We start from the raw sequence: 19634 nt of genomic DNA on the forward strand, positions 1-19634 counted from the left end.
GGCCCGCGCTACCCGTCCAGCTCGTTTTCCGGCAGCGAGGTGATCAGGGTGGTGAGGCCGTTGACGTCGAGCAGGTCCGCCGGACGGACGGTCGCCCCGTCCCGCACGTAGTGGAACGCCGCGCCGACCCGGTCGACCGGGACACCGGCCAGCTCGGCCCAGGCCAACCGGTAGACCGCCAACTGCACCGAGGCCACCTCGGCCGCCGCGCCCGAGGGCTGGGCACCGGTCTTCCAGTCGACCACGTCGAACCGGTCGCCGGGGCGGCGGAACACGGCATCCATCCGGCCGCGGACCACCACGCCGCCGATCACCGTCGCGAACGGCACCTCCACCTCGACCGGCGTACGGTCCGCCCACTCGCTGCCCAGGAACCGCCGTTGCAGCTCCGCCAGCGCCTCGTCCGGCGCCGCGTCGGCGTCCGCCGCACCCGGCAACTCGTCGGTGTCCAGCAGCCGGTCCGCGCCGAAGCGCTGCTCCAGCCAGGCGTGGAAGGCGGTGCCCCGGCGGGCGTACGGGTTCGGCTCGGTCGGCAACGGCCGGCGCAGCGTCCGGGCCAGTGCCGCCGGGTCCCGACGCAACGCGACCAGTTGGGTGACCGACAGGTGCTCGGGCAGCGTCACCTCGATCGGACCGGACAGCCGGCTCAGCTCCGCCCGCTCGGCGAGCAGCAGATCGGCCTCCCGCCGCCACCGGGCCACCTCCGGATCCGGGGCCTCGTCCTCCGGAGCGGCCGGTACGTCGTCGGTCAGGTGACGCCGGACCAGCGACGCCGCCTCGGTCAGCGTGGAGCGGCGTACGCCCAGCGGGTCGGCCGGCCACTCGGCCCGGATCACCACCTCGGTGGTCGGGTTCACCGCGTCCGGCGACGGCTCGGGCGCCCACTCGTCCACGAGGTGACCGGCCCCGGCGTCCAGGCAGGCGTCGTGCACCTCGCGCAGCAGCCCGGACGGTCCGCGCGGACGTTTGGTGCCCTCACCCCACCAGTGCCCGGAACAGAGCAGCAGGCGACGCGGGCGGGTCACCGCGACGTACGCCAACCGGCGTTCCTCCCGCTCGTCGTGCGCCCGCCAGGCGTCGGTGAAGTCCTCCACCGCCCGGGCCACGCCACGCTGGTCGTCCAGACCGGCCAGGGCCAGGTCGGGCAGCCCGTCCGCGTCACCGCGCAACGGGAACGGCAGCACACCCAGCCCGCCCAGCCAGTGGTCGGAGTTGCGGACCGGCCCCGGCCACACCCCCCGGCTCAGCCCGGCCACCGAGACGACGTCCCACTCCAGCCCCTTGGCCGCGTGCGCGGTGAGGATCTGCACCGCCCCCTCGACCACCTCCACCTCGCCCGGCGCCAGGCCGCGCTCCTCGTCCTCGGCGGCGGCCAGGTAGGCCAGAAAACCGGCGAGCGTGGCGCCCGGCGTCTCCCCGCTGAACCGCGCGGCCACGTCACCCAACGCGTCCAGGTGACTGCGCGCCAGGCCGGCGTCACCGGCGCCCTCGCCGCCGGCCCGTACCGCCACCTCCACGTCCAGGCCAGTGGTCCGCTCCACGTCCGCGATCAGCTCCGGCAGCGACTGGTCCAGCCGATACCGCAGCAGACCCAACTCCCGGGCGTACGCGCGCAGCCGCAGATAGCCCTCGGCCGAGTACGCCTGCGCCGGGCCGAGGTCGGCCAACGCCTCGATCAGCGTCGCCTCGTCCAGGCGGTCCGGCATGATCTCGGCCGTATCGTCGTCGGCGAGCTGGCGACGGGCCGCCGCGATGGCCTTGGCCCGACGGTGCAGCGCGACCAGATCCCGTGGCCCGATCCGCCACCGGGCACCGGTCAGCAGGCGCAACAACGCGGCACCGTCGGTCGGGTCGGCGAGCACCCGCAGCGTGCACACCACGTCGCGGATCTCCGGGGTGTCCAGCAGTCCGCCCAGCCCCACCACCTCGACCGGCAGGCCACGCTCCCGCAGCGCCGCCGCGATCACCGGGATCTGGCTGCGCAGCCGGACCAGCACCGCCGTGGTCGGGCGCCGGGTCACCGGAATCTGCTCGGGCAGCACCCCCGGCATCCGTGCCGCACCCCGCCAGGCGGCCAGCACACTGTCGGCGATCCAGTCGGCCTCGTCGGCGTACGTCGCCAGCAACGCGCAGTGCACGGTGCCGGCGGCGACGCCGCGCGCGCTGCGGTGCGGGATCGGGTCGCGGACGCTGAGCGCCGCGTGCAGCTCCGGCACCTGGGCACCGGCCGCCCGCAACGGAGTGGAGAGCGCGTTCGCCACCGCGAGGATCTCCGGCCGGTTCCGCCAACTGGTGGTCAGTCCGAGTACCCGGGCGGGTTCCCCGTCGGTGCGGGCGAACTCGGTCGGGAAGCGGTCCAGGGTGCCGGCGCTGGCCCCCCGCCAGCCGTAGATGGACTGGCAGGGGTCACCCACCGCGGTCACCGGGTGCCCGCCGCCGAACAACGCGCCGAGCAGCACCACCTGGGCGTGGCTGGTGTCCTGGTATTCGTCGAGCAGCACCACCCGGTAGCGCCCCCGCTCGATCTCGCCGACGCCGGGATGGTCCCGGGCCACCCGGGCGGCCCGGGCGAGCTGGTCGGCGAAGTCCATCGCCTCGAAGTCGTCCTTGCGCCGGGCGTACGCGCGCACCAGCGGCAGCAGCTTCAACCGGGTCTGCTGGAGCGCGAGCGCCTTGCGCACGTCGGCGTAGACCCGTCCGGGACGGGACTGCACCTCGGCGAAGAACCGGCCGGTCCACGCGGCGAGGGCGTCCGGGTCGACCAGGTGCTCGTCCAACTCGCCGGAGAGCGCCAGCACCGCGTCGGTGACCGTGCTGGGCATCCGGTCCACCTCGGACATGTCTCCGTCGTAGTTGCGCACGATCAGGTCCACGAGCTGCCAGCGGGACGCCTCGGTGAGCAGCCGGGTGGAGGGCTCGTATCCGGCCCGCAGGCCGTGCTCGGTGACGATCCGTCCGGCGTACGAGTGGTAGGTGGAGATCGTGGGCTCGCCCGCGAAGGGGTCGTCGAGCGGGTCCCGTCCGCGCCGCCCCAGCCGGCGCACCAACTGGTCGAGCCGGGTACGCACCCGGTGCGCCAGCTCACCGGCGGCCTTGCGGGTGAAGGTGAGACCGAGCACCTGCTCGGGCCGGACGTACGAGTTGGCCACCAGCCAGACCACCCGGGCGGCCATCGTCTCGGTCTTTCCCGAGCCGGCTCCCGCGACCACCAGCAGCGGCTCCACCGGCGCCGCGATGATCGCCGCCTGTTCCCGGGTCGGCGCCGGCAACCGCAGCAGCTTGGCCAGTTCCACCGGCGTGTACCGGGGACCGACGGCGGCCGCCCGGGGCGCCGGTGCCGCAGGGTTGAACAGCGCGGGCTGGGTCATACTGCCCTCTTCGGAGCTGGCACGCTCACTCCTGGTGCTCCGGTCGCCGGACGGTCGGTGGCTCGACCACCTGCCGTCCCTGCCCGGAGACCGGGCAGCTGGTCCGTACCGGGCAGACCCGGCACTTCGAGTTGGCGACCGCGGCGAAGGTGGCGGCGGCCATCGTATCGGCGGTCCGCCGGACCAGCGCGGTCGCCCAGCCGGCCTCGGGTCCGTCGGTCGAGGCGGCCTGGGCCTGTTCCCGGGCGTCCCGCGCGCCGGTGCCGAGCTGCACCAGCGCCGCACCGCCGGGCTCGTCGCCGTACTCGGCGAACGCCCCCGCCTCGACCGCCGCCTGGTACGCGCCGAGTTGCGGATGCTCGGCCAGGTCCCGCTCGGTCACGGCGGTGGACTTGCCGGTCTTGAGGTCCACCACCACCAGCCGGCCGTCCGCGTCGACCTCCAGCCGGTCCACCCGCCCGACCAGCTCGATCGGCCGGTGCGGGTCGTCCAGGCGTACCGCGAACTCGTGCTCGATCGCGAGCAACCGGCGCGGATTGACGGCCAGCCAGCGCAGCAGCTTGTCCACCATCGCCTCGGCACGGGTCCGCTCCGGCCCGACCATCCACCGCGCGGCCAACTCGATCGCGTCGAACCGGGCGGCCACGTAGTCCAGCAGCGCACCCCGGTCCGCGCTGGCGTCCTCGGCGAGCATCGCCGCCGCGTGCACCAGGTTGCCGACGCCCTGCGCGGCGCTGGCCGGTGGGCTCCCGCCGTGGCGTTCCAGCAGCCAGCGCAGGCTGCACCGCAGCGCGCTCTCCATCGCCGACGGGGTTACCCGGACCGGATCCCCCTCGTCCACCAGGGGCCGGTCGTCGGAGAGCGGCCGGAGCCCCCACCAGTCGTCCGGGTGTGCGCCCGCGACCCCGGCGGCGGCCAGTCGGGCCAGTTCGGCCGCCGCCGCCCGCCGCCGGGCGGTCGACGCCGCCGGGTCGGCCACCGCGGTACGCAACTCCGCCACCAGCGCGGGCAGGGTCAACGCCCGGGGCGGACGGCTCAACGGCAGCGCCCGCGCCCCGGCCCATTCGCCCCGGTCCTGGGCATCGTCCCCGTCCGGGCCCTGCGCATCGTCCCGGCCCTGCGCATCGTCCCGGCCCTGCGCTTCGTCCCGGCCCTGCGCTTCGTCCCGGCCCTGCGCTTCGTGCTGGGCCTGCGCTTCGTCCTGGTCGTCGATCTGCGTCGCTCCGTGCGGCGAGCCGGGCACCGTGGGTTGCGGCGGAGCGGGCGGCGGTGGCCCCTCCGGGGTCGGGGCGGGCCCGTCCCCGGACGGGTCGATCGGCCCGAGTTCGTAGAGGAACCGGCTGGGCTGCTCCTCGTGGTCGTCGCCGCCGACGGCCGCCGAGGCCACCGCGCTGACCAGCAGTCGCCGTCGGGCCCGGGTCACCGCGACATGGAACAGCCGGCGTTCCTCGTCGAGCAGCGCGGAGGTCTGTCCGACCAGGGTGGCGACCTCACCGGCACCGTCCGCCCGACCGGTCATCACGTCGACCAGCCGTTCCGAGCCGAGCAGACTGCCGCGCAGCCGCAGGTCCGGCCAGACGCCCTCCTGCACCCCGACGACGGCGACCAGATCCCATTCCAGGCCCTTGGCGGCGTGCGCGGTGAGCAGCCGTACCGCGTCGCCCCGGTCGGCGGAGGAGGCGAGCGTGTCGGCGGGCAGCTCCTGGCCGAGCACGTGGTCGAGGAAGACCTCGGTCCGCGCGCCCGGCAGCCGGTCGGTGAACCGGGCGGCGGCGTCGAAGAGCACCAGCACCGCGTCCAGGTCCCGGTCGGCCGCCTCGGCCCGGCGCCGCCGGGCCAGGTCCCCCTCACCGGCCACGGCCGGGCCCCGGGCCAGCGCGGCGGACCACAGCTCGGCCAGCCCGCTGGCCTGCCAGACCGCCCAGAGCACGTCCTCGACGCCGGCGCCCGGCCGACCGGCCGTCTCACGGGCCACCGCCAGCAGTCCGGCCACCGTCTGCGCCGGCTCGGCCCAGCGCCGCTCCACCCCGGCCAGCTCGGCCGGGTCGCGCAGCGCCTCGACGATCAGCTCACCGGAGGGCCGCCGGTCACCGCCGGCCAGGGCGAGCGCCCGGAGGCCCTGCCGCAGCCGACGCTCCGCCAGCGGGTCGGCACCGCCGAGCGGCGAGTGCAGCAGCGCGACGGCCGCCTCCTCGTCCAGCCGCTCCGGCTCCAACGCGCAGCGCAACAGCAGCAGCAGCGGCGCCACCGCCGGTTGCAGGTGCAACGGCAGGTCCTCGCCGTGCACCACGGTCGGCACGCCGGCCGCGTGCAACGCCCGACGCAGCCCGGGCAGTTGGCGACCGGTGGAGCGGACCAGCACCGCCATCCGGGCCCACGGGACACCACCGAGCAGGTGTGCCTCCCGCAGCGCATGTGCCAGCCAGGCCGCCTCGCTGGTGGCCGACCGGAAGGTGCGTACCTCGACGCTGCCCGGTGGCGCGTCGGGCAACGGATGCAGCCGGCGGTGCGCCGCCGGACCACGCAACCGCCGGCCGAGCCGGGAGGCGGCGGCCAGCAGCCGCTCCCCCGCGCGGTGGCTGGTGCTGAGCAACACCTGTGCGGCCGGCGCGCCGGAGGCGGTGCGGAAGCGGTGCGGGAACGTCGTCACACCGGCCGGATCGGTGCCCCGGAAGGCGTACGTGGAGGAGTCGGGATCGGCGAAGGCGACCAGCGGCGTGCCACCTCCGGCGACCGTGTCCAACAGGTCGAGCTGGGCGGGATCGGTGTCGGCCAACTCGTCGACGTAGACGTACGCCAGGCGACGTCGCTCGGACGCCAGCACCTCGGCGTCGTCGCGCAGCAGACCGGTGGCCGCCCGGACCAACTCCGCCGGGTCGTACGCGACCGAGCCCCGGTTGGCGACGTCCCGCAGCGCCAGCACCGCCACGTACTCGCGTAGGAAGCGGGCGGCGGCCGGCCAGTCGGCGCGGCCCAGCCGCTCGCCGAGCCGGGCCAGCTCGACCGGGCCGACGCCCCGCTCCGCCGCCCGCATCAGCAGGTCACGGAGTTGGGCGGCGAACGCCCGGGTACGCAGTGCCGGGCGCAACTCCTCCGGCCAGCCGACCGGTTCGTCGCCGGGCTCCTCACCGACCACGTCCAACAACTCGCGGATGATCAGATCCTGTTCCGGCCCGGTGAGCAGCCGCGGCGACGGCTCACCCCGCTCGGCGGCGGCCCGCCGCAGCAACCCGAACGCGTACGCCGGGAACGTCCGCACCAACGGCTCACGCACCACCCGCCGGCCGTTCGCGGCGATCCGCGCCTCGATCCGGTGCCGCAGGTCGACGGCGCCCCGGCGACTGAAGGTGAGCACCAGGATCCGCTCCGGATCCACCCCCTCCTCCACCCGGGCGGCCACCGCCTCGACGAGGGTGCGGGTCTTCCCGGTGCCCGGTCCACCGAGGACGAGCATCGGCCCGTCGGTGTGCGCCACGACCTCGGCCTGCCGAGGATCCGCCGACGTCTGCTCCCCGCCGGACGCAGGCGCGAGTGCAGGTGCGGACGCGGGTGCAGGTGCGGACGGCGGGCCGGCCAGATCCGGAGAATGCCCGGTGACCGGGTCGTTCTCCTGGGTCGGCCCGCCGGACCGACGCACCAACCGGTACGCCTGCATCCCGCCATCCCATCACGGCCCTGCGACACTGCCCGACGCGCCACACCCGCCGACGACCCGACGCCCACCCGTCCCCACCGGTCCCGTCCGCTGGTCCCGGTCGCCGCTCCCTCGCCGGCCCCGGCAGTGACGTGCGGTGGTTCGCGTGCCACCACCCTGACCGGTACCCCACTGGTCGCCCTTTGCTCTGCTTCAACCCACGCAACGGTTCGGACGGACTTCTGTTGCGCGGGGTGAAGCAGAGCAAAGGCGGCGAGCAGGTACACCCCGGGGAGCCGACTCAGCCCGAAGCGCCGCGACCCGAGATGGCGCGACCCGAGACGGCGCGAATCACCACACCAGCGGGCGGCAAGGGTGGGGCGCGGTGTGGCTGGCGCCGTCAGGTGAGGGCTGCCTCGATGACGTCGAGGGCGGTGGGAACGGTGTCGGTGACCTGCACGAGGTCGAAGCCGGCGGGCTTGAGGAAGTTCTGGTCGGTGACCACGCGCAACCAGTCCAGCAACGGGGTGTAGAAGCCGTCGGTGTCCACCACCACCGTCGGCTTGCGGTGCAGGGCCAGGGTGGCGGTGGTCCAGACCTCGAAGAGTTCGTCGAGGGTGCCCAACCCGCCGGGCAGGGTGAGGAACGCGTCCGACTTCTCCACCATGAGGACCTTGCGGCTGGCCATCGAGTCGGTGATCACGAGTTCGTCGGAGGCAACGTCGGCCACCTCCAGGTCGACCAGCACCTGCGGGATGATCCCGACGGTCCGGCCGCCGGCCGCGCGGGCCCCCTCGACCAGGGCGCCCATCATGCCGACGCAACCACCGCCGCTGACCAGCGTGTGCCCTCGTCGGGCGAGTTCCGCGCCGGTGGCCTCGGCCAGGTCGAGCCACCGTTGGTCGAGGGTGCGGGACGAGGCGCAGAACACGCAGATCGCGGCCACTTCAGCGCTCCGCCTGCTCGGCCTGCTCCGCCAGTTCGGCCGCCGCCTGCTGGTCCGCCGCGGTACGGGCCACCGCGTCCGCGCGTACCGCCTCCTGCTCGGTGTTGAGCGCGGCCTCGGCCTCCACGATGTGCCGGACCGCCGCGGCGACGTCGTCGGTGACGCAGATCAGCTCCAGGTCGACCGGGCCGATCTTGCCCTCGGCGGCCATCGTGTCGCGCAGCCAGTCGAGCAGCCCCTGCCAGTACTCGGTGCCCATCAGCACCACCGGGAACCGGGTCACCTTGCCGGTCTGCACCAGGGTGAGCGCCTCGAACAGCTCGTCCATGGTGCCGAAGCCGCCGGGCAGCACGACGAACGCCTGGGCGTACTTGACGAACATGGTCTTGCGGGCGAAGAAGTAGCGGAAGTCGATGGCCAGGTCGACCCACTCGTTGATGCCCTGCTCGAAGGGGAGTTCGATGCCGAGGCCGACGGAGTGCCCACCGGCCTCGCTCGCGCCCCGGTTGGCCGCCTCCATCACACCGGGCCCACCCCCGGTGATCACCGCGTAGCCGGCGCGGGCCAGGGCCGCACCGAGCGCCTCGGCGAGCTGGCACTCCGGGCTGTCCGGCTTGCTCCGGGCGCTACCGAAGACGCTGACCGCGGGCGGCAGGTCGGCGAGGGTGTCGAAGCCTTCGACGAATTCGGAGAGTATCCGTAGCGCCCGCCAAGCGTCCTTGGTCTTCCAGTCCGCGCGGGTCCGGGAGTCCAGCAGCCCCTGGTCCGCCGTGCTGGTGGTGATCGCCTGGCGGCGCAGTGTGACGGCGCCGCGGTGCCGCTCCCGTCCTGGTTCGCGGCGGTTGCTCTGAGTCATGGGAGCAACCGTAGTGGAGTTCGGGCGGGGTGCCCGGCAAACACTTCGTGATCTTGTGCAACCAATTCGCTTTCCCGTACGTCTTACTATTCACATACCGGGTATGCCCGGCGCGCAGGCTTCGGGGGAGGAGACAGCGTGATCAGTAGCAACGAACGGATCCGGATGAGGCGTCAGATGCAGCGGCGCATCCGCGACGTGGTGGCCGAGCGTCGCCGTACCCGCCTGCTCGAAGACCCGCCCGAGCCTCCTGCGGAGTCCGCTCCCGACGCGGCGCTCACCCGCGTCTAGAGCACGTCGCCGCCACACCCCGAGCCCTGTCCCCCGCGTACCGGTCGCGCGGTCGGGCGGGGCGTCGCCGCACCGCCGCCCGAACGACCGGACGCGCAAGCCCGCCGGATCAGGCGGAGGCGAGCCAACGGTGCAGGGTGGCGGCACCGTCACGGATCTTGCCGATCTCGACGTGCTCGTCCGGGTGGTGGGCGAGGTTGGGATCGCCCGGACCGAAGTTGAGCGCCGGGATTCCCATCGCCGCGAAGCGGGCCACGTCGGTCCACCCCAGCTTGCCGATCGGCGCGGCACCCACCGCCGCCAGGAACTCCTGGGCGGGCGGGGCCTCCAGACCGGGCAGCGCGCCGGCCGCGCAGTCGGTCACCGTCACCTCGTATCCGGCGAGCACCTCGCGCAGGTGCGCCTCCGCCTCGGCCGGCGTACGGTCCGGCGCGAACCGGTAGTTGACCTCGATCTCACACCGGTCCGGCACCACGTTGCCGGCCACCCCGCCGTTGATCCGCACCGCGTTCATGCCCTCGCGGTAGTCACACCCGTCGATGGTCACCCGTCGCGCCTGGTACTCCGCCAGCCGCCGCAGCACCTCACCGGCACCGTGGATCGCGTTGACGCCATGCCAGGCGCGCGCGGAGTGAGCCCGTACGCCGGTGGAGACCACCCTCGCCCGCATGGTGCCCTGGCAGCCCGCCTCGACGATCCCGTAGGTCGGTTCGAGCAGCAGGGCGAAGTCGGCCGTCAACCACTCCGGGTACGCCTCGGCCACCAGCCGCAGGCCGTTGTACTGGGACTCGATCTCCTCGGCCTCGTAGAAGAAGTACGTCACGTCGTAACGCGGCTCGGGCAGGGTGGCCGCGAGGTGCAGCGCGTAGGCGACCCCGGACTTCATGTCCGAGGTGCCGCAGCCGTACATCAGGTCGCCGCGCAGCGTGGACGGGAAGTTGTTGTTCAACGGCACGGTGTCCAGGTGACCGGCCAACACCACCCGGGACGCCCGCCCCAGGTCGGTACGCGCCATCACCGTGTTGCCGTGCCGGTAGGTGGCCAGGTGGGGCAGCTTCCGCAGCACCTCTTCGACGCAGTCGGCGATGGCCTTCTCGTTGAGCGAGACCGACTCGATGTCGACCAGGGCGCGGGTCAACGCCACCGGATCGGCGAGGACCTCGGGGGTAAGCGGGTTCTCCATGGTCCGCACGGTACCGTCACAACCGGCGACCGCGAGACGCGAGCCCGCGAGCCCCTCGCCGAAGCGCGAGGAGTGAGCTCGCCCACCCCGCAGTCGCGAGCAGCAGCCAGCGCAGCATGCGAGCGAGAGGTGAGTAAGTGACGTCCACAGAATCCGCGTGGGGCATCGGCCTGGCCACCGTGACCGCCGACGACCAGGTGCTCGACACCTGGTATCCGACCGGCAAGCTGGGCCTCGGCGAGCTGCCGCTGGTCCCCGGCGAGGACCAGGCCGACGTGCTGGACCTTCCGCCGGGCGCGATCGGCGACCGTGCCCTGCCGGGTCTGCGTACCGTCCAGGTGATCACCGTGATCGGCTCGCTGGACGACCCGATCAAGGACGCCAGTGACGCGTACCTGCGACTGCACCTGCTCTCCCACCGCCTGGTGCGGCCCAACGAGCTCAACCTCGACGGCGTCTTCGGCAAGCTGGCCAACGTGGCCTGGACCTCCGCCGGGCCGTGCCCGCCGGAGCGGGTCGACGAGCTGCGCGTCATCGAGCGGGCCGCCGGCCGGCACCTGGCCGTGTACGGGGTGGACAAGTTCCCCCGGATGACCGACTACGTGGTGCCCTCGGGCGTCCGGATCGCCGACGCCGACCGGGTACGCCTCGGCGCCCACCTCGCCTCCGGCACGACCGTGATGCACGAGGGCTTCGTCAACTTCAACGCCGGCACGCTCGGCACCTCCATGGTCGAGGGCCGGATCGTGCAGGGCGTGGTCGTCGGCGACGGCTCCGACATCGGCGGCGGCGCCTCCATCATGGGCACGCTGTCCGGCGGCGGCACCGACAAGGTCCGCATCGGCGAGCGCAGCCTGATCGGGGCGAACGCGGGTGTCGGCATCTCGCTTGGCGACGACTGCGTGGTCGAGGCGGGGTGCTACATCACCGCCGCCTCGAAGCTCGCCCTGCCGGACGGCCGGGTGGTCAAGGCCCGCGAGCTGTCCGGGGTCGACGGGCTGCTGTTCTGGCGCAACTCGATCACCGGTGGGCTGGAGGCCCGGCCGCGTACCGGTCAGGGCATCACCCTGAACGCCGCCCTGCACGCGAACGACTGAGGTTCCGCGTAGCGGTTGCTGTGTAAGGAAGGGTCCCCTACTAACGCCTGGTGCATAGGAAGGGACCCTTCCTTACATCTGTGCGGAGCGGGTGGGGCCGGCGCCGTCAGCGTCGGCCCCACCGGGTGGATCACTTCAGGCGGTAGGCCTGGATGATCCGCTGCGTCACCGTGCTGCCGTCGCTGTCCCGGGCGGTGCCCCGTAGGGACACGTGGCCGGTGCCCTTCGGGTGCTTCACGGTGGCCTGCCAGCCGCTACCGGTCTTCGTCACCCCGGCCCGCTGCCAGCTCCGGCCCCCGTCGTAGGAGACCTCGACGGTCAGCGAGGTGGTCCGCGCCGACGGCGCGCCGGGCTGCCGCTGCACCTGGACCGGGATCACGAAGGACCGACCGCCCGGGGCGGTGTGCGCCCCGTCGAGCCGGGGCGTGAACCTGATCGCCGAGGCGGGCAACGCCACCGGATCGTCGCCCCGGACGTGCCGGGACCGGAAGGTCCAGGCGGCGGCGACCTCCGTGCTCAGGTCGGTGAGGCTGCGCTTCACCGAGGTCTCCATCCGGTACGTCGCCGTCCCGGCCGGCACCTCGAAGTCGCCCCAGCCGCTCTCCGGGCTCTCGGAGACCAGCTCGCCGTTGCGGTAGAGCGCGGTACGCGAGGTGTCCGACACCGAAGCCCCGTGGTGCCCTGCGGCGTCCCCGTGCAGCGGCACCGCCAGGCTGATCACGTCGCCCCGCCGGGTCAGCCCCTCCCCCGGCCACTGCGGCTGCGGGAACGACGGCCCGTAGGGAGCGCTGTTCCAGGTGTCCTGGTACTTCTTACCCGCCCGGTAGGCCGTCGGATCCGACCACAGGAAGGCCACCCCGACCGGCCACCCGTCGTCGGACGGTACGCCGAAGGCCAGGTCACCGTTCCAGCGGATGCCCTTGGTGTTGTAGTACTCGACCCGTCGGCCGGGGGCCTCGGTGGGCAGAACGATCGCCCAGCCACCCACGTTCGGCTCGTGGACCGGATAGACGGCCCGTTCGGCGACGGTGTCCGGGTACCCGCTGCGGAACTTCTGCGTGACGGCCGCCAGGTCACTGCTGCGGTAGTGCCGGATCAACCCGGTCGGCATCCGGCCGGGGCTGCTCTCCGACAGGGCGTAGAGGTAGGGGCTGTTCTCCGCCTCCACGTCGGCCCACTGGCTGCTGACCGTGCCGAGGAACCTCTTCGGCGAGACGGGTCGGCCGAGTTGTCCGATGCTGATGCCGGTGAAGTCGAAGGCGAGCAGACCGTAACCGGCGCCGCCGTCCTCCAGGATGAAGTTCGCGCCGATGTCCACCAGGGCCGGCGTCGCCGACCGTTGCGGCACGGTCATCCGCACCGGCTTCGCCCGGCGGGCGTCGACGGTGACCGTGGTGTCCTTCGTGACGGTCAGCTCCGGCTGGACGAGGAACGCGGACTCCTCGGTCTCCATGTCGAACAGATAGCTGTTCACCCCGTACCTGCCCTTGGGCACGCGGATCTCGGCCGTGCCGGACGGGTCGTACGCGAAGTAGTCGGCGAAGTCGTCCAGGTTCAGCAGTGAGGTGCTGTAGTCCTCCGCCGCCGTACCGTCGGGACCGAGGTGCCGCAACGTCACGGTGTAGCTCTCCACCTCCTTGTGGACTGCCAGCGGGGTGAGGGCCACGGTGTCGCCGGCACGGGCCACGATCCGGCCGGTGTAGTGACCGTCCGGGCCGTCGACGCTGGTGTCGGTCGTGACGGTGGCGGACGCGGTGCCGCCTGCGGGCACCACGACGCTGCTCGTGCTCAGCGTGAACATGCCGGCCGGGGCCGACGTCCCGCCCGGGCCGGTGACGTCGAGGGCGAGATCCAGGGTGAGCGCGGTGCTGCCGGTGTTGTGCCAGCTCACCTCGCGGGTGATGGGATCGTCGTCGTCGTGCGGCCAGAACGTACGGCCGAACGACACGCTCGCCGGCTCGCTGGTCACCTGCTGGGTGATCGCCCTCGCCACGTCGACCCGGCCGGCGCCCTGCTGGTAGGCGGTCAGCTCCGGATGCGGCGCGGCGGAGGACATCAGGGTGGCCTTGAGCTGGGCGGCCGTGGCGTCACCGCGCTGCTGGGCGAGCAACGCCGCCGCCCCGGCCACGTGCGGCGCGGACATCGAGGTGCCGGAGAGCGACACGTACTGCTCGCCGACCGGATCGCCGAGCAGCGTGCCCTGCCCCCGGGCGGCGACGATGTCCACCCCCGGCGCGGTGATCTCCGGCTTCAGCGCGTCGTCGCCGACTCGCGGACCCTGGCTGGAGAAGAAGGCGAGTTCGTCGTCCCGGTCCACGGCGCCGACGGCGAGGGCGGCGTCGGCGCTGGCCGGTGACCCGACCGAACCGGCCCGACCGCTGTTGCCGGCCGAGATCACGAAGAGCGCACCGGTCTGCTCGGTCAGCGTGTCGACCGCCAGTTCCAGCGGGTCGACCTCCGGGGTGTCCGTACCGCCCAGGCTCAGGTTGATCACGTCGGCCTGCTGGTCGACGGCGGCCCACTGCATCCCGGCCAGGATCGCGGAGTCGGGGCAGCCGTACTCCTCGCAGACCTTGCCGTCGAGCAGCGTCGCCTCCGGGGCGACTCCTCGGTTACGGCCGTCGGACGCGGCGCCGCTGCCGGCGATGGTCGCGGCGACGTGGGTCCCGTGCCCGACGATGTCGCCGGGATTCTCCTCCTCGGTGAAGTTCTCCGCCGCGCCGACCCGCCCGACCAGGTCGGGGTGCGCGGCGTCGACGCCGGTGTCCAGCACCGCCACCCGTACGCCCCGGCCGGTGTACCCGGCCTGATGGGCGGCGGGCGCACCGATCTGCGGCACGCTGTGCTCCAGGGTCAGATGCCGCCTGCCGTCGAGCCAGAGCCGCTCGACACCCCCCGCCGCGTCGATCCGCGCACTGCCACCGGCCAGGGTGGCCCAGAGCCGGCCCGACTCCTGCTTGTCCAGGGTGGCCGCGACGCCGCCGATGGCGGCCAGGTCGCGGGTGACGGTCACCCCGTCGGGCGCACCGGTACGCCGCGCCGCGCCCCCCGGGTAGGTCATCAGCAGCGGCAGATCGGCGCGGTGACGGTCGTCGTAACCGGCGGCGATCAACCCGGTCACGTCGAAGAGACGCCGGTCGACCCGGCCCGACTGGATCAGCGGCAGGGCGTCCTGCGGCACGACCCAGAGGTGGTCCTGCTGTCGTTGGGTGAGGAAGCGGATCCCGGTGCGACCCTCGGCCGGGCGGACGCTCGCCCCACCGGAGGGGCTCACCGTGACGCGGTCACCGGTGATCAGGGTGACGGTGGTGTGTTCGGCCGAGGCCGGCCGGGCGTCGGACGACGGGGCGGCCCCCGGCGCGGCGGCTGGGGACGGACCGGCGGTGGCCGTGCCCGGTACGCCGAGCACGAGGCCCAGCACCAGCCCGATGGCGGTCAGTTTGCTTCTGCGAGGCAACCGAACCCTCCTCCTGGGTTGTTTTATCGATGTGGTTCACATCGACACCTGCCAGGATTGCATACCGAGTATGCACAAAGGAGTCAAGAATTCGACGAAGTCGATACCGCCGGATCGGGGATGACGGCATGATCGGACAGGTGAGATCCATGAAGGAACGCATGTTGGCCGGGGAGCCGTATCTCGCCGAGGGGCCGGAGATCCTCGCCGACCTCCAGCGCGCCGCCCGACTGATGGAACGCGTCAACACCAGCCCCGCCGACGACACCGACGCCCGCCACACCGCCCTGCGGGAACTGCTCGGCGAACTCGGTGACGACACCTGGATCCGCCCGCCGTTCTACTGCGACTACGGCTACCACATCCGGATCGGGCCGCGCAGCTTCGTGAACTTCAACGCGGTCTTCCTCGACGTCGCGCCGATCACGATCGGCGCGGACGTGCAGGTGGGCCCGAACGTGCAACTGCTCACCCCGACGCATCCGGTGGACCCGGAGCAGCGCCGGGCGAAGTGGGAGGCAGCCAAGCCGATCACCATCGGCGACAACGTCTGGCTGGGCGGCGGGGCGATCGTCCTGGCCGGCGTCACCGTCGGGGAGAACACGGTGGTCGGCGCCGGCGCCGTGGTGACCAAGGACCTGCCGGCCAACGTCGTCGCCGTCGGCAACCCGGCCCGCCCGGTACGCCAACTGGACCAATAGCCGCACACACTCGGTCACCATCCAGACCGGACCAACCTCCGCGAAAACGTTTCTACCTGCGGAAACATCCTCGCGGTGGATGGCACTCCCTCCACGGTTCAGGCACTCTGGGTTACAGAGTCGTCACCGGGAGGCGTGCCATGAGCGGTCGGATCCTCGAACTGCGCGTACACGGCGTGTCGAACACGCCGCCGGCCGAGACCCTGGGCGTGCCGACCGAGCCGGGCACCGAACCCGTTCCGCCGCGACTGGTCGCCGGTGGGCCGGTCACCGGCTTCTACCGCTCCCCCGGCACCTCGACGGGCGACCCGATCGTGGTCGAGGCGTACAGCTGGGGGCAGTTGACCTCGGGCGCGCGGACCGCCCGCGACGTGGAACGGGCGCTGTGGACGCTGCTGCTGCCCTTCACCCTGGCCAACGTGGCGCTGCACGCCCGGCCTGGCATTCCCGCCGACCCGACCAGCGAACGATTCGCCAGCCGGTCCGGGATCACCGCCTGGCTGATCCGGCTGTTCTGCCTGACGCTGACCGCCACGCCCGTGTTGGCGCTGACCGGAGTCGGCGTCGACCTGATCGGCTGGCAGTGCGTCGACGAGAGCTGCCTGAACCGGATCCCGGGGCCCTGGCAGTTCCTCGCCGACCCCTGGTGGCAGCGGGGCAGCCGGGCGCTCGCGGTCGGACTACTCGTGCCGCTCGCCCTGATCGTGGTGCTCGGCCTGGTCGCCTGGCGGACCTACCAGTACGAGGCGGTGATGCCCGCCGACCCGACCGACCCGCCGGTCCGCCAGGCACCCGGCGAGGCCGACGCCGACCTGCCCGAGGGCCAGCCGGAACAGGAGCCGCCGTCGCCACCCGAGCCACCCCGGGGCCCGCTCGCCAACCCACTCGAAGATCCGACCTTCTGGTGGGGCGAGGGACAGCTCCGCCGCGCAGCGGTCCTGCACCTGTGCACCGGCACGGTGGCCGCCGCCGCCGTACCGCTCGGCACCACCCTCGCGCTCCACCCACCGCACGGAGCCCGGGCGGCCATCGCCTGGCCCACCGTGGCGCTGATCGTCGCGGTCCTCGTGATCACGGTGGTGGCCATCGGCCGGCCGTTCCTCACCCGACGTGACGGGGCGAGCCCACTCGGCCCGTGGAGCGTCACCGTCATCGTCCTCACCGGCCTCGGGCTGGTCGGCACCGTCCTGGTGCTGATGCTGCCGGACAGCGCGGGCGGCGCGGCGCAGTTCGCCACCCTCCGCCCACCCGCCGGCTGCGGCGACGTGTCGTCACTTCCGGGCTGCCAGGAGGACCGCTCCCTTCCCGGCTTCGACCGGGTCCTCGCCTGGCTCGGCACCGGCCAACTGCTGCTCCTCATCGCCATCGGCGGGACCGCCCGCTCCGGCCGGCGCGGTGGCGCCGCACCGGCCGCCGCCACGGTGCTGATCACCGTCGGCGCCGCCTGGTGCCACGGCTGGCTGCCGTTCCTGCCGCCGGCACCCCTCGCGGTGTGGCAGGTCGTCCCGGTACTGCTGCTCCTCGCCGCAGGCGGCCTGCTGCTACCGCGTACCCGCCCCAGCGACGTGACGCAGCCCCTCGGGCCCTACACCGACCTGGCCTGGCGTGGGCGGGGTCCGGCCGTGATCGCCGGATTCGGGTGGCTGCTCTGCCTCGCGTACAGCACCGGCCTGCTCTACTGGGTCAGCGACCTGCTGAACCGCGACGCCACCGTCAGCGGGCGTCCGCCGGTGGTGCCGCCCACCCCGGTGACCTGGTCCGGTCTGGTCTTCGGCATGGCCCTGCTGCTGCTCGCCCTGGTCGCGATCCGGGCCGCCGTGCTGTTCCGCCGACTGCGCCGACAGGAGTACGCCGAACTGCGGGCACGCGGCGGCCTCTCCGCGCACGACCTGCGCCGCGCCCGGGACGTGAGCACCCACCAGGCCCTGCACCGTCTGGTCGGCGAGCACGCGCTGCGCCTGGTCGGCTGGTACGCGGGCACCGCCGGGACACTGGCCGCGCTCGGTTGCATGATCGTCCTCTCCCCCGCCCGCCCGCACGACCTCACCTCGGGCACCACCGGCACCGTCATCGCGGTCGTCGCCGACGTCGGTGACCGGCTGCTCGGCTGGCTGCCACTGGCGATCGCCGCGGTCGGTCTGCTGGTCTACCGCAACGACACCGTCCGGCGGTCGGTCGGCGTGGTCTGGGACGTCGGCACGTTCTGGCCGCGCGCCGCCCATCCGCTCGCCCCACCGAGCTACGCCGAACGGGCCGTACCGGAACTGCTCACCCGCACCGCCGGGCTACTCGCCCTGACCGAACACGACACCCGCCGGGTGGACGGCATCATCCTCTCCGGACACAGCCAGGGCACCGTCATCTGCACCGCCGTCATCCTCCAGCTACCGCAGCGCTGGCGGCAACGGATCTGGTTCTTCTCCTACGGGTGCCAGCTCACCCGGCTCTACGGCCGGATCTTCCCGGCGTACTTCGGGCCGGACCGGCTGCCGGTGCTGACCCGGGCACTGACCCGCTCCTCGGCCGGGACCCGGTGGACGAACTTCTGGCGGGACACCGACCCGCTCGGCTGGCCGGTCACCGCCGGGGAACGCGACATCGCGGTCACCGACCCGGAGGCCCTGCACCCGAGCGACGGCGAAGTCGCCGACCCGCCGATCCGCAGCCACAGCGGCTACCCGGAGGCGGCCGAGTTCCAGCGGGAACGGTCCCGGGTGGCGTGGATGCTGCGTCGCTCCGTGCCGTCACCCCGGCGGGGGGTCGGCTAGCCGGACCACCAGGTCGGCCCGGGAAGCGGTCTCGGACACCAGCGCCGCGTTAACCTCGTCGCTGCCCAGCGCCCAGGCGCGCGCCTCCTCGGCCGACCGGCCGTACGCGACGTGCCGCGCGACGAGCCGACGCCGTCGCAGGTCGCCGTCGAGATCCAGGAACCACGCCTCGTGCAGCAACGCCCGCATCTCGTCCCACGGCCAGTCCGGCACGAGCAGGTAGTTGCCCTCGGTCACCACCAGTCGGACCTCCGGCGGCACCTCGATCGCACCCGCGATCGGTTCCTCCAGTTCCCGGCGGAACTCCGGCGCCCAGACCGACGTCGGCTCCTTGCGTCGCAGGCGGCGCATCAGCGAGACGTACCCGTTGGCGTCGAACGTGTCGATCGACCCCTTGCGGGCGGCGCGGCCCAGCCGGTGCAGCTCGGCCTGGGCCAGATGGAAACCGTCCATCGGCACCAGCCGCGCGGTCGGGCCGACCGCCGCGACCACCTCGGCGGCGAGCGTGGACTTGCCCGCACCGGGTGCGCCGGTGATGCCGAGCAGTTGCCGGGGGCCCGCGTCGGCCAGGGCGCGGGCCCGCCGCAGCAGCTCGTCGACGGGCAGCACCCGGGCCTCGGTCATCAGGACAGGACCGGTCGGCTGATCGCGAACCGAGCCCGCACCGCCGCGTGCACCGACTGTGGTTGCGGGTCCAACTCCAGCTCCGGCGGGGTGGTCGACTCGACCCCACCGGCGTCGAACGCCATCCGGGCCATCATCGGCTGTCCGCCGCCCTCGTCGGCGAGCTCGATCAGGTCGGTGACCTGAGCCTGGAGCGCCTCGGCGTACTCGCGGGCGCGCAGCAGGGCATCGGCGATCGCGGCATGCCGCGCCTCCCGGAAGGCCGGGCTGTCCGGGCGCAACGACCACCAGGGCCCGGCGACCGCCACCTGGTCCTGGTCGGCCAGGCGCAGCATCAGTTCGCCGAGCGCGGTGAAGTCGCTGACCGTCACCGTGGTCACCACCGAGCCGTGCCAGGCCACCACCCGCTCGCCGGAGCGCCGCGTCTCGGGCCGCACCCGCAGGTCGCCGGTCTCCCGGCGGTCGACAGTCGGGCCGTACGAGTCGAGCAGCACCCGGATCGCGGCGGCCCGCTCGGCCAGCCGGGTCAGCGTGGGCTCGCGCTCCCGGTCGCGCGCGAGCGCGGTCACCGTGAACCGGGCCTCCTCCGGAGCGACTTCCCGGTACGCCTCACCGCGTACGGTCACCACCGGTCCGTCCACCATGCCCTCACCCTAGCGGCGGCTCCGGTACCGCGCCCACCGATGCGTACCGGTCGACGACTCGACGC

At 73.3% G+C, this 19634-nt stretch carries 12 protein-coding genes; 4 read left to right on the forward strand and 8 right to left on the reverse strand.

The genetic code is table 11. The features are described 5' to 3' along the window. Nucleotides 1-8: 8 nt before the first annotated feature. From ACZ31C_RS07380 to ACZ31C_RS07395, 4 genes are all read right to left on the reverse strand, one after another. Nucleotides 9-3368 (reverse strand): ATP-dependent helicase, encoded by a 3360-nt coding sequence (locus ACZ31C_RS07380; protein WP_465794587.1) that lies wholly within the window; start codon nt 3366-3368, stop codon nt 9-11. Between the two features lie 25 nt (nt 3369-3393). Then, nucleotides 3394-7023: an ATP-dependent helicase gene (locus ACZ31C_RS07385; RefSeq protein WP_465794588.1), complete on the reverse strand. Its 3630-nt coding sequence runs from the start codon at nt 7021-7023 to the stop codon at nt 3394-3396. 379 nt (nt 7024-7402) lie between these two features. Further along, nucleotides 7403-7948 (reverse strand): LOG family protein, encoded by a 546-nt coding sequence (locus tag ACZ31C_RS07390; RefSeq protein WP_465794589.1) that lies wholly within the window; start codon nt 7946-7948, stop codon nt 7403-7405. 1 nt (nt 7949) lies between these two features. Next, entirely contained in the window at nt 7950-8804 is an 855-nt protein-coding gene (locus ACZ31C_RS07395) for an LOG family protein (protein WP_396744306.1), read from the reverse strand. Between the two features lie 138 nt (nt 8805-8942). Here ACZ31C_RS07395 and ACZ31C_RS07400 point away from each other — a divergent pair, with 138 nt between their 5' ends. Then, a complete protein-coding gene (locus ACZ31C_RS07400) occupies nt 8943-9095 on the forward strand; it encodes a hypothetical protein (protein ID WP_350692631.1) in 153 nt (50 codons plus the stop codon). A gap of 109 nt (nt 9096-9204) precedes the next feature. On the opposite strand, the gene dapE is transcribed toward ACZ31C_RS07400, so the two are convergent. Beyond that, on the reverse strand, nt 9205-10278 hold the full coding sequence (gene dapE / locus ACZ31C_RS07405; RefSeq protein ID WP_465794590.1) for a succinyl-diaminopimelate desuccinylase: 1074 nt from the start codon (nt 10276-10278) through the stop codon (nt 9205-9207). A gap of 137 nt (nt 10279-10415) precedes the next feature. On the opposite strand from dapE, the gene dapD reads away from it, so the two are divergent. Next, on the forward strand, nt 10416-11375 hold the full coding sequence (gene dapD, locus ACZ31C_RS07410; RefSeq protein WP_396744300.1) for a 2,3,4,5-tetrahydropyridine-2,6-dicarboxylate N-succinyltransferase: 960 nt from the start codon (nt 10416-10418) through the stop codon (nt 11373-11375). Between the two features lie 130 nt (nt 11376-11505). Here dapD and ACZ31C_RS07415 read toward each other — a convergent pair whose 3' ends face one another. Next, entirely contained in the window at nt 11506-14832 is a 3327-nt protein-coding gene (locus tag ACZ31C_RS07415) for a S8 family serine peptidase (protein ID WP_465794591.1), read from the reverse strand. Between the two features lie 140 nt (nt 14833-14972). Here ACZ31C_RS07415 and ACZ31C_RS07420 point away from each other — a divergent pair, with 140 nt between their 5' ends. Beyond that, complete coding sequence (locus ACZ31C_RS07420; protein ID WP_465794592.1) at nt 14973-15533, forward strand: sugar O-acetyltransferase; 561 nt, start codon at nt 14973-14975, stop codon at nt 15531-15533. Between the two features lie 140 nt (nt 15534-15673). Then, nucleotides 15674-18301 carry a hypothetical protein gene (locus ACZ31C_RS07425; RefSeq protein WP_465794593.1) on the forward strand — a complete coding sequence of 876 codons (2628 nt, stop codon included), beginning with the start codon at nt 15674-15676 and terminating at the stop codon, nt 18299-18301. Here ACZ31C_RS07425 and ACZ31C_RS07430 read toward each other — a convergent pair. Further along, nucleotides 18278-18925 carry a nucleoside/nucleotide kinase family protein gene (locus ACZ31C_RS07430; protein ID WP_465794594.1) on the reverse strand — a complete coding sequence of 216 codons (648 nt, stop codon included), beginning with the start codon at nt 18923-18925 and terminating at the stop codon, nt 18278-18280. The two genes, ACZ31C_RS07425 and ACZ31C_RS07430, sit on opposite strands and share 24 nt — an antisense overlap. Next, entirely contained in the window at nt 18925-19569 is a 645-nt protein-coding gene (locus tag ACZ31C_RS07435; protein ID WP_396744285.1) for an SIMPL domain-containing protein, read from the reverse strand. The genes ACZ31C_RS07430 and ACZ31C_RS07435 overlap by 1 nt, the downstream gene beginning before the upstream one ends. Nucleotides 19570-19634: the final 65 nt, after the last annotated feature.

Source organism: Micromonospora sp. NPDC023869, assembly GCF_055559695.1.

Coding starts and splice junctions, on each gene's coding strand:
- ACZ31C_RS07380 (WP_465794587.1), bottom strand. CDS start 3,368: ATGACCCAGCCCGCGCTGTTCAACCCTGCGGCACCGGCGCCCCGGGCG.
- ACZ31C_RS07385 (WP_465794588.1), bottom strand. CDS start 7,023: ATGCAGGCGTACCGGTTGGTGCGTCGGTCCGGCGGGCCGACCCAGGAG.
- ACZ31C_RS07395 (WP_396744306.1), bottom strand. CDS start 8,804: ATGACTCAGAGCAACCGCCGCGAACCAGGACGGGAGCGGCACCGCGGC.
- dapE (WP_465794590.1), bottom strand. CDS start 10,278: ATGGAGAACCCGCTTACCCCCGAGGTCCTCGCCGATCCGGTGGCGTTG.
- ACZ31C_RS07425 (WP_465794593.1), top strand. CDS start 15,674: ATGAGCGGTCGGATCCTCGAACTGCGCGTACACGGCGTGTCGAACACG.
- ACZ31C_RS07430 (WP_465794594.1), bottom strand. CDS start 18,925: ATGACCGAGGCCCGGGTGCTGCCCGTCGACGAGCTGCTGCGGCGGGCC.
- ACZ31C_RS07435 (WP_396744285.1), bottom strand. CDS start 19,569: ATGGTGGACGGACCGGTGGTGACCGTACGCGGTGAGGCGTACCGGGAA.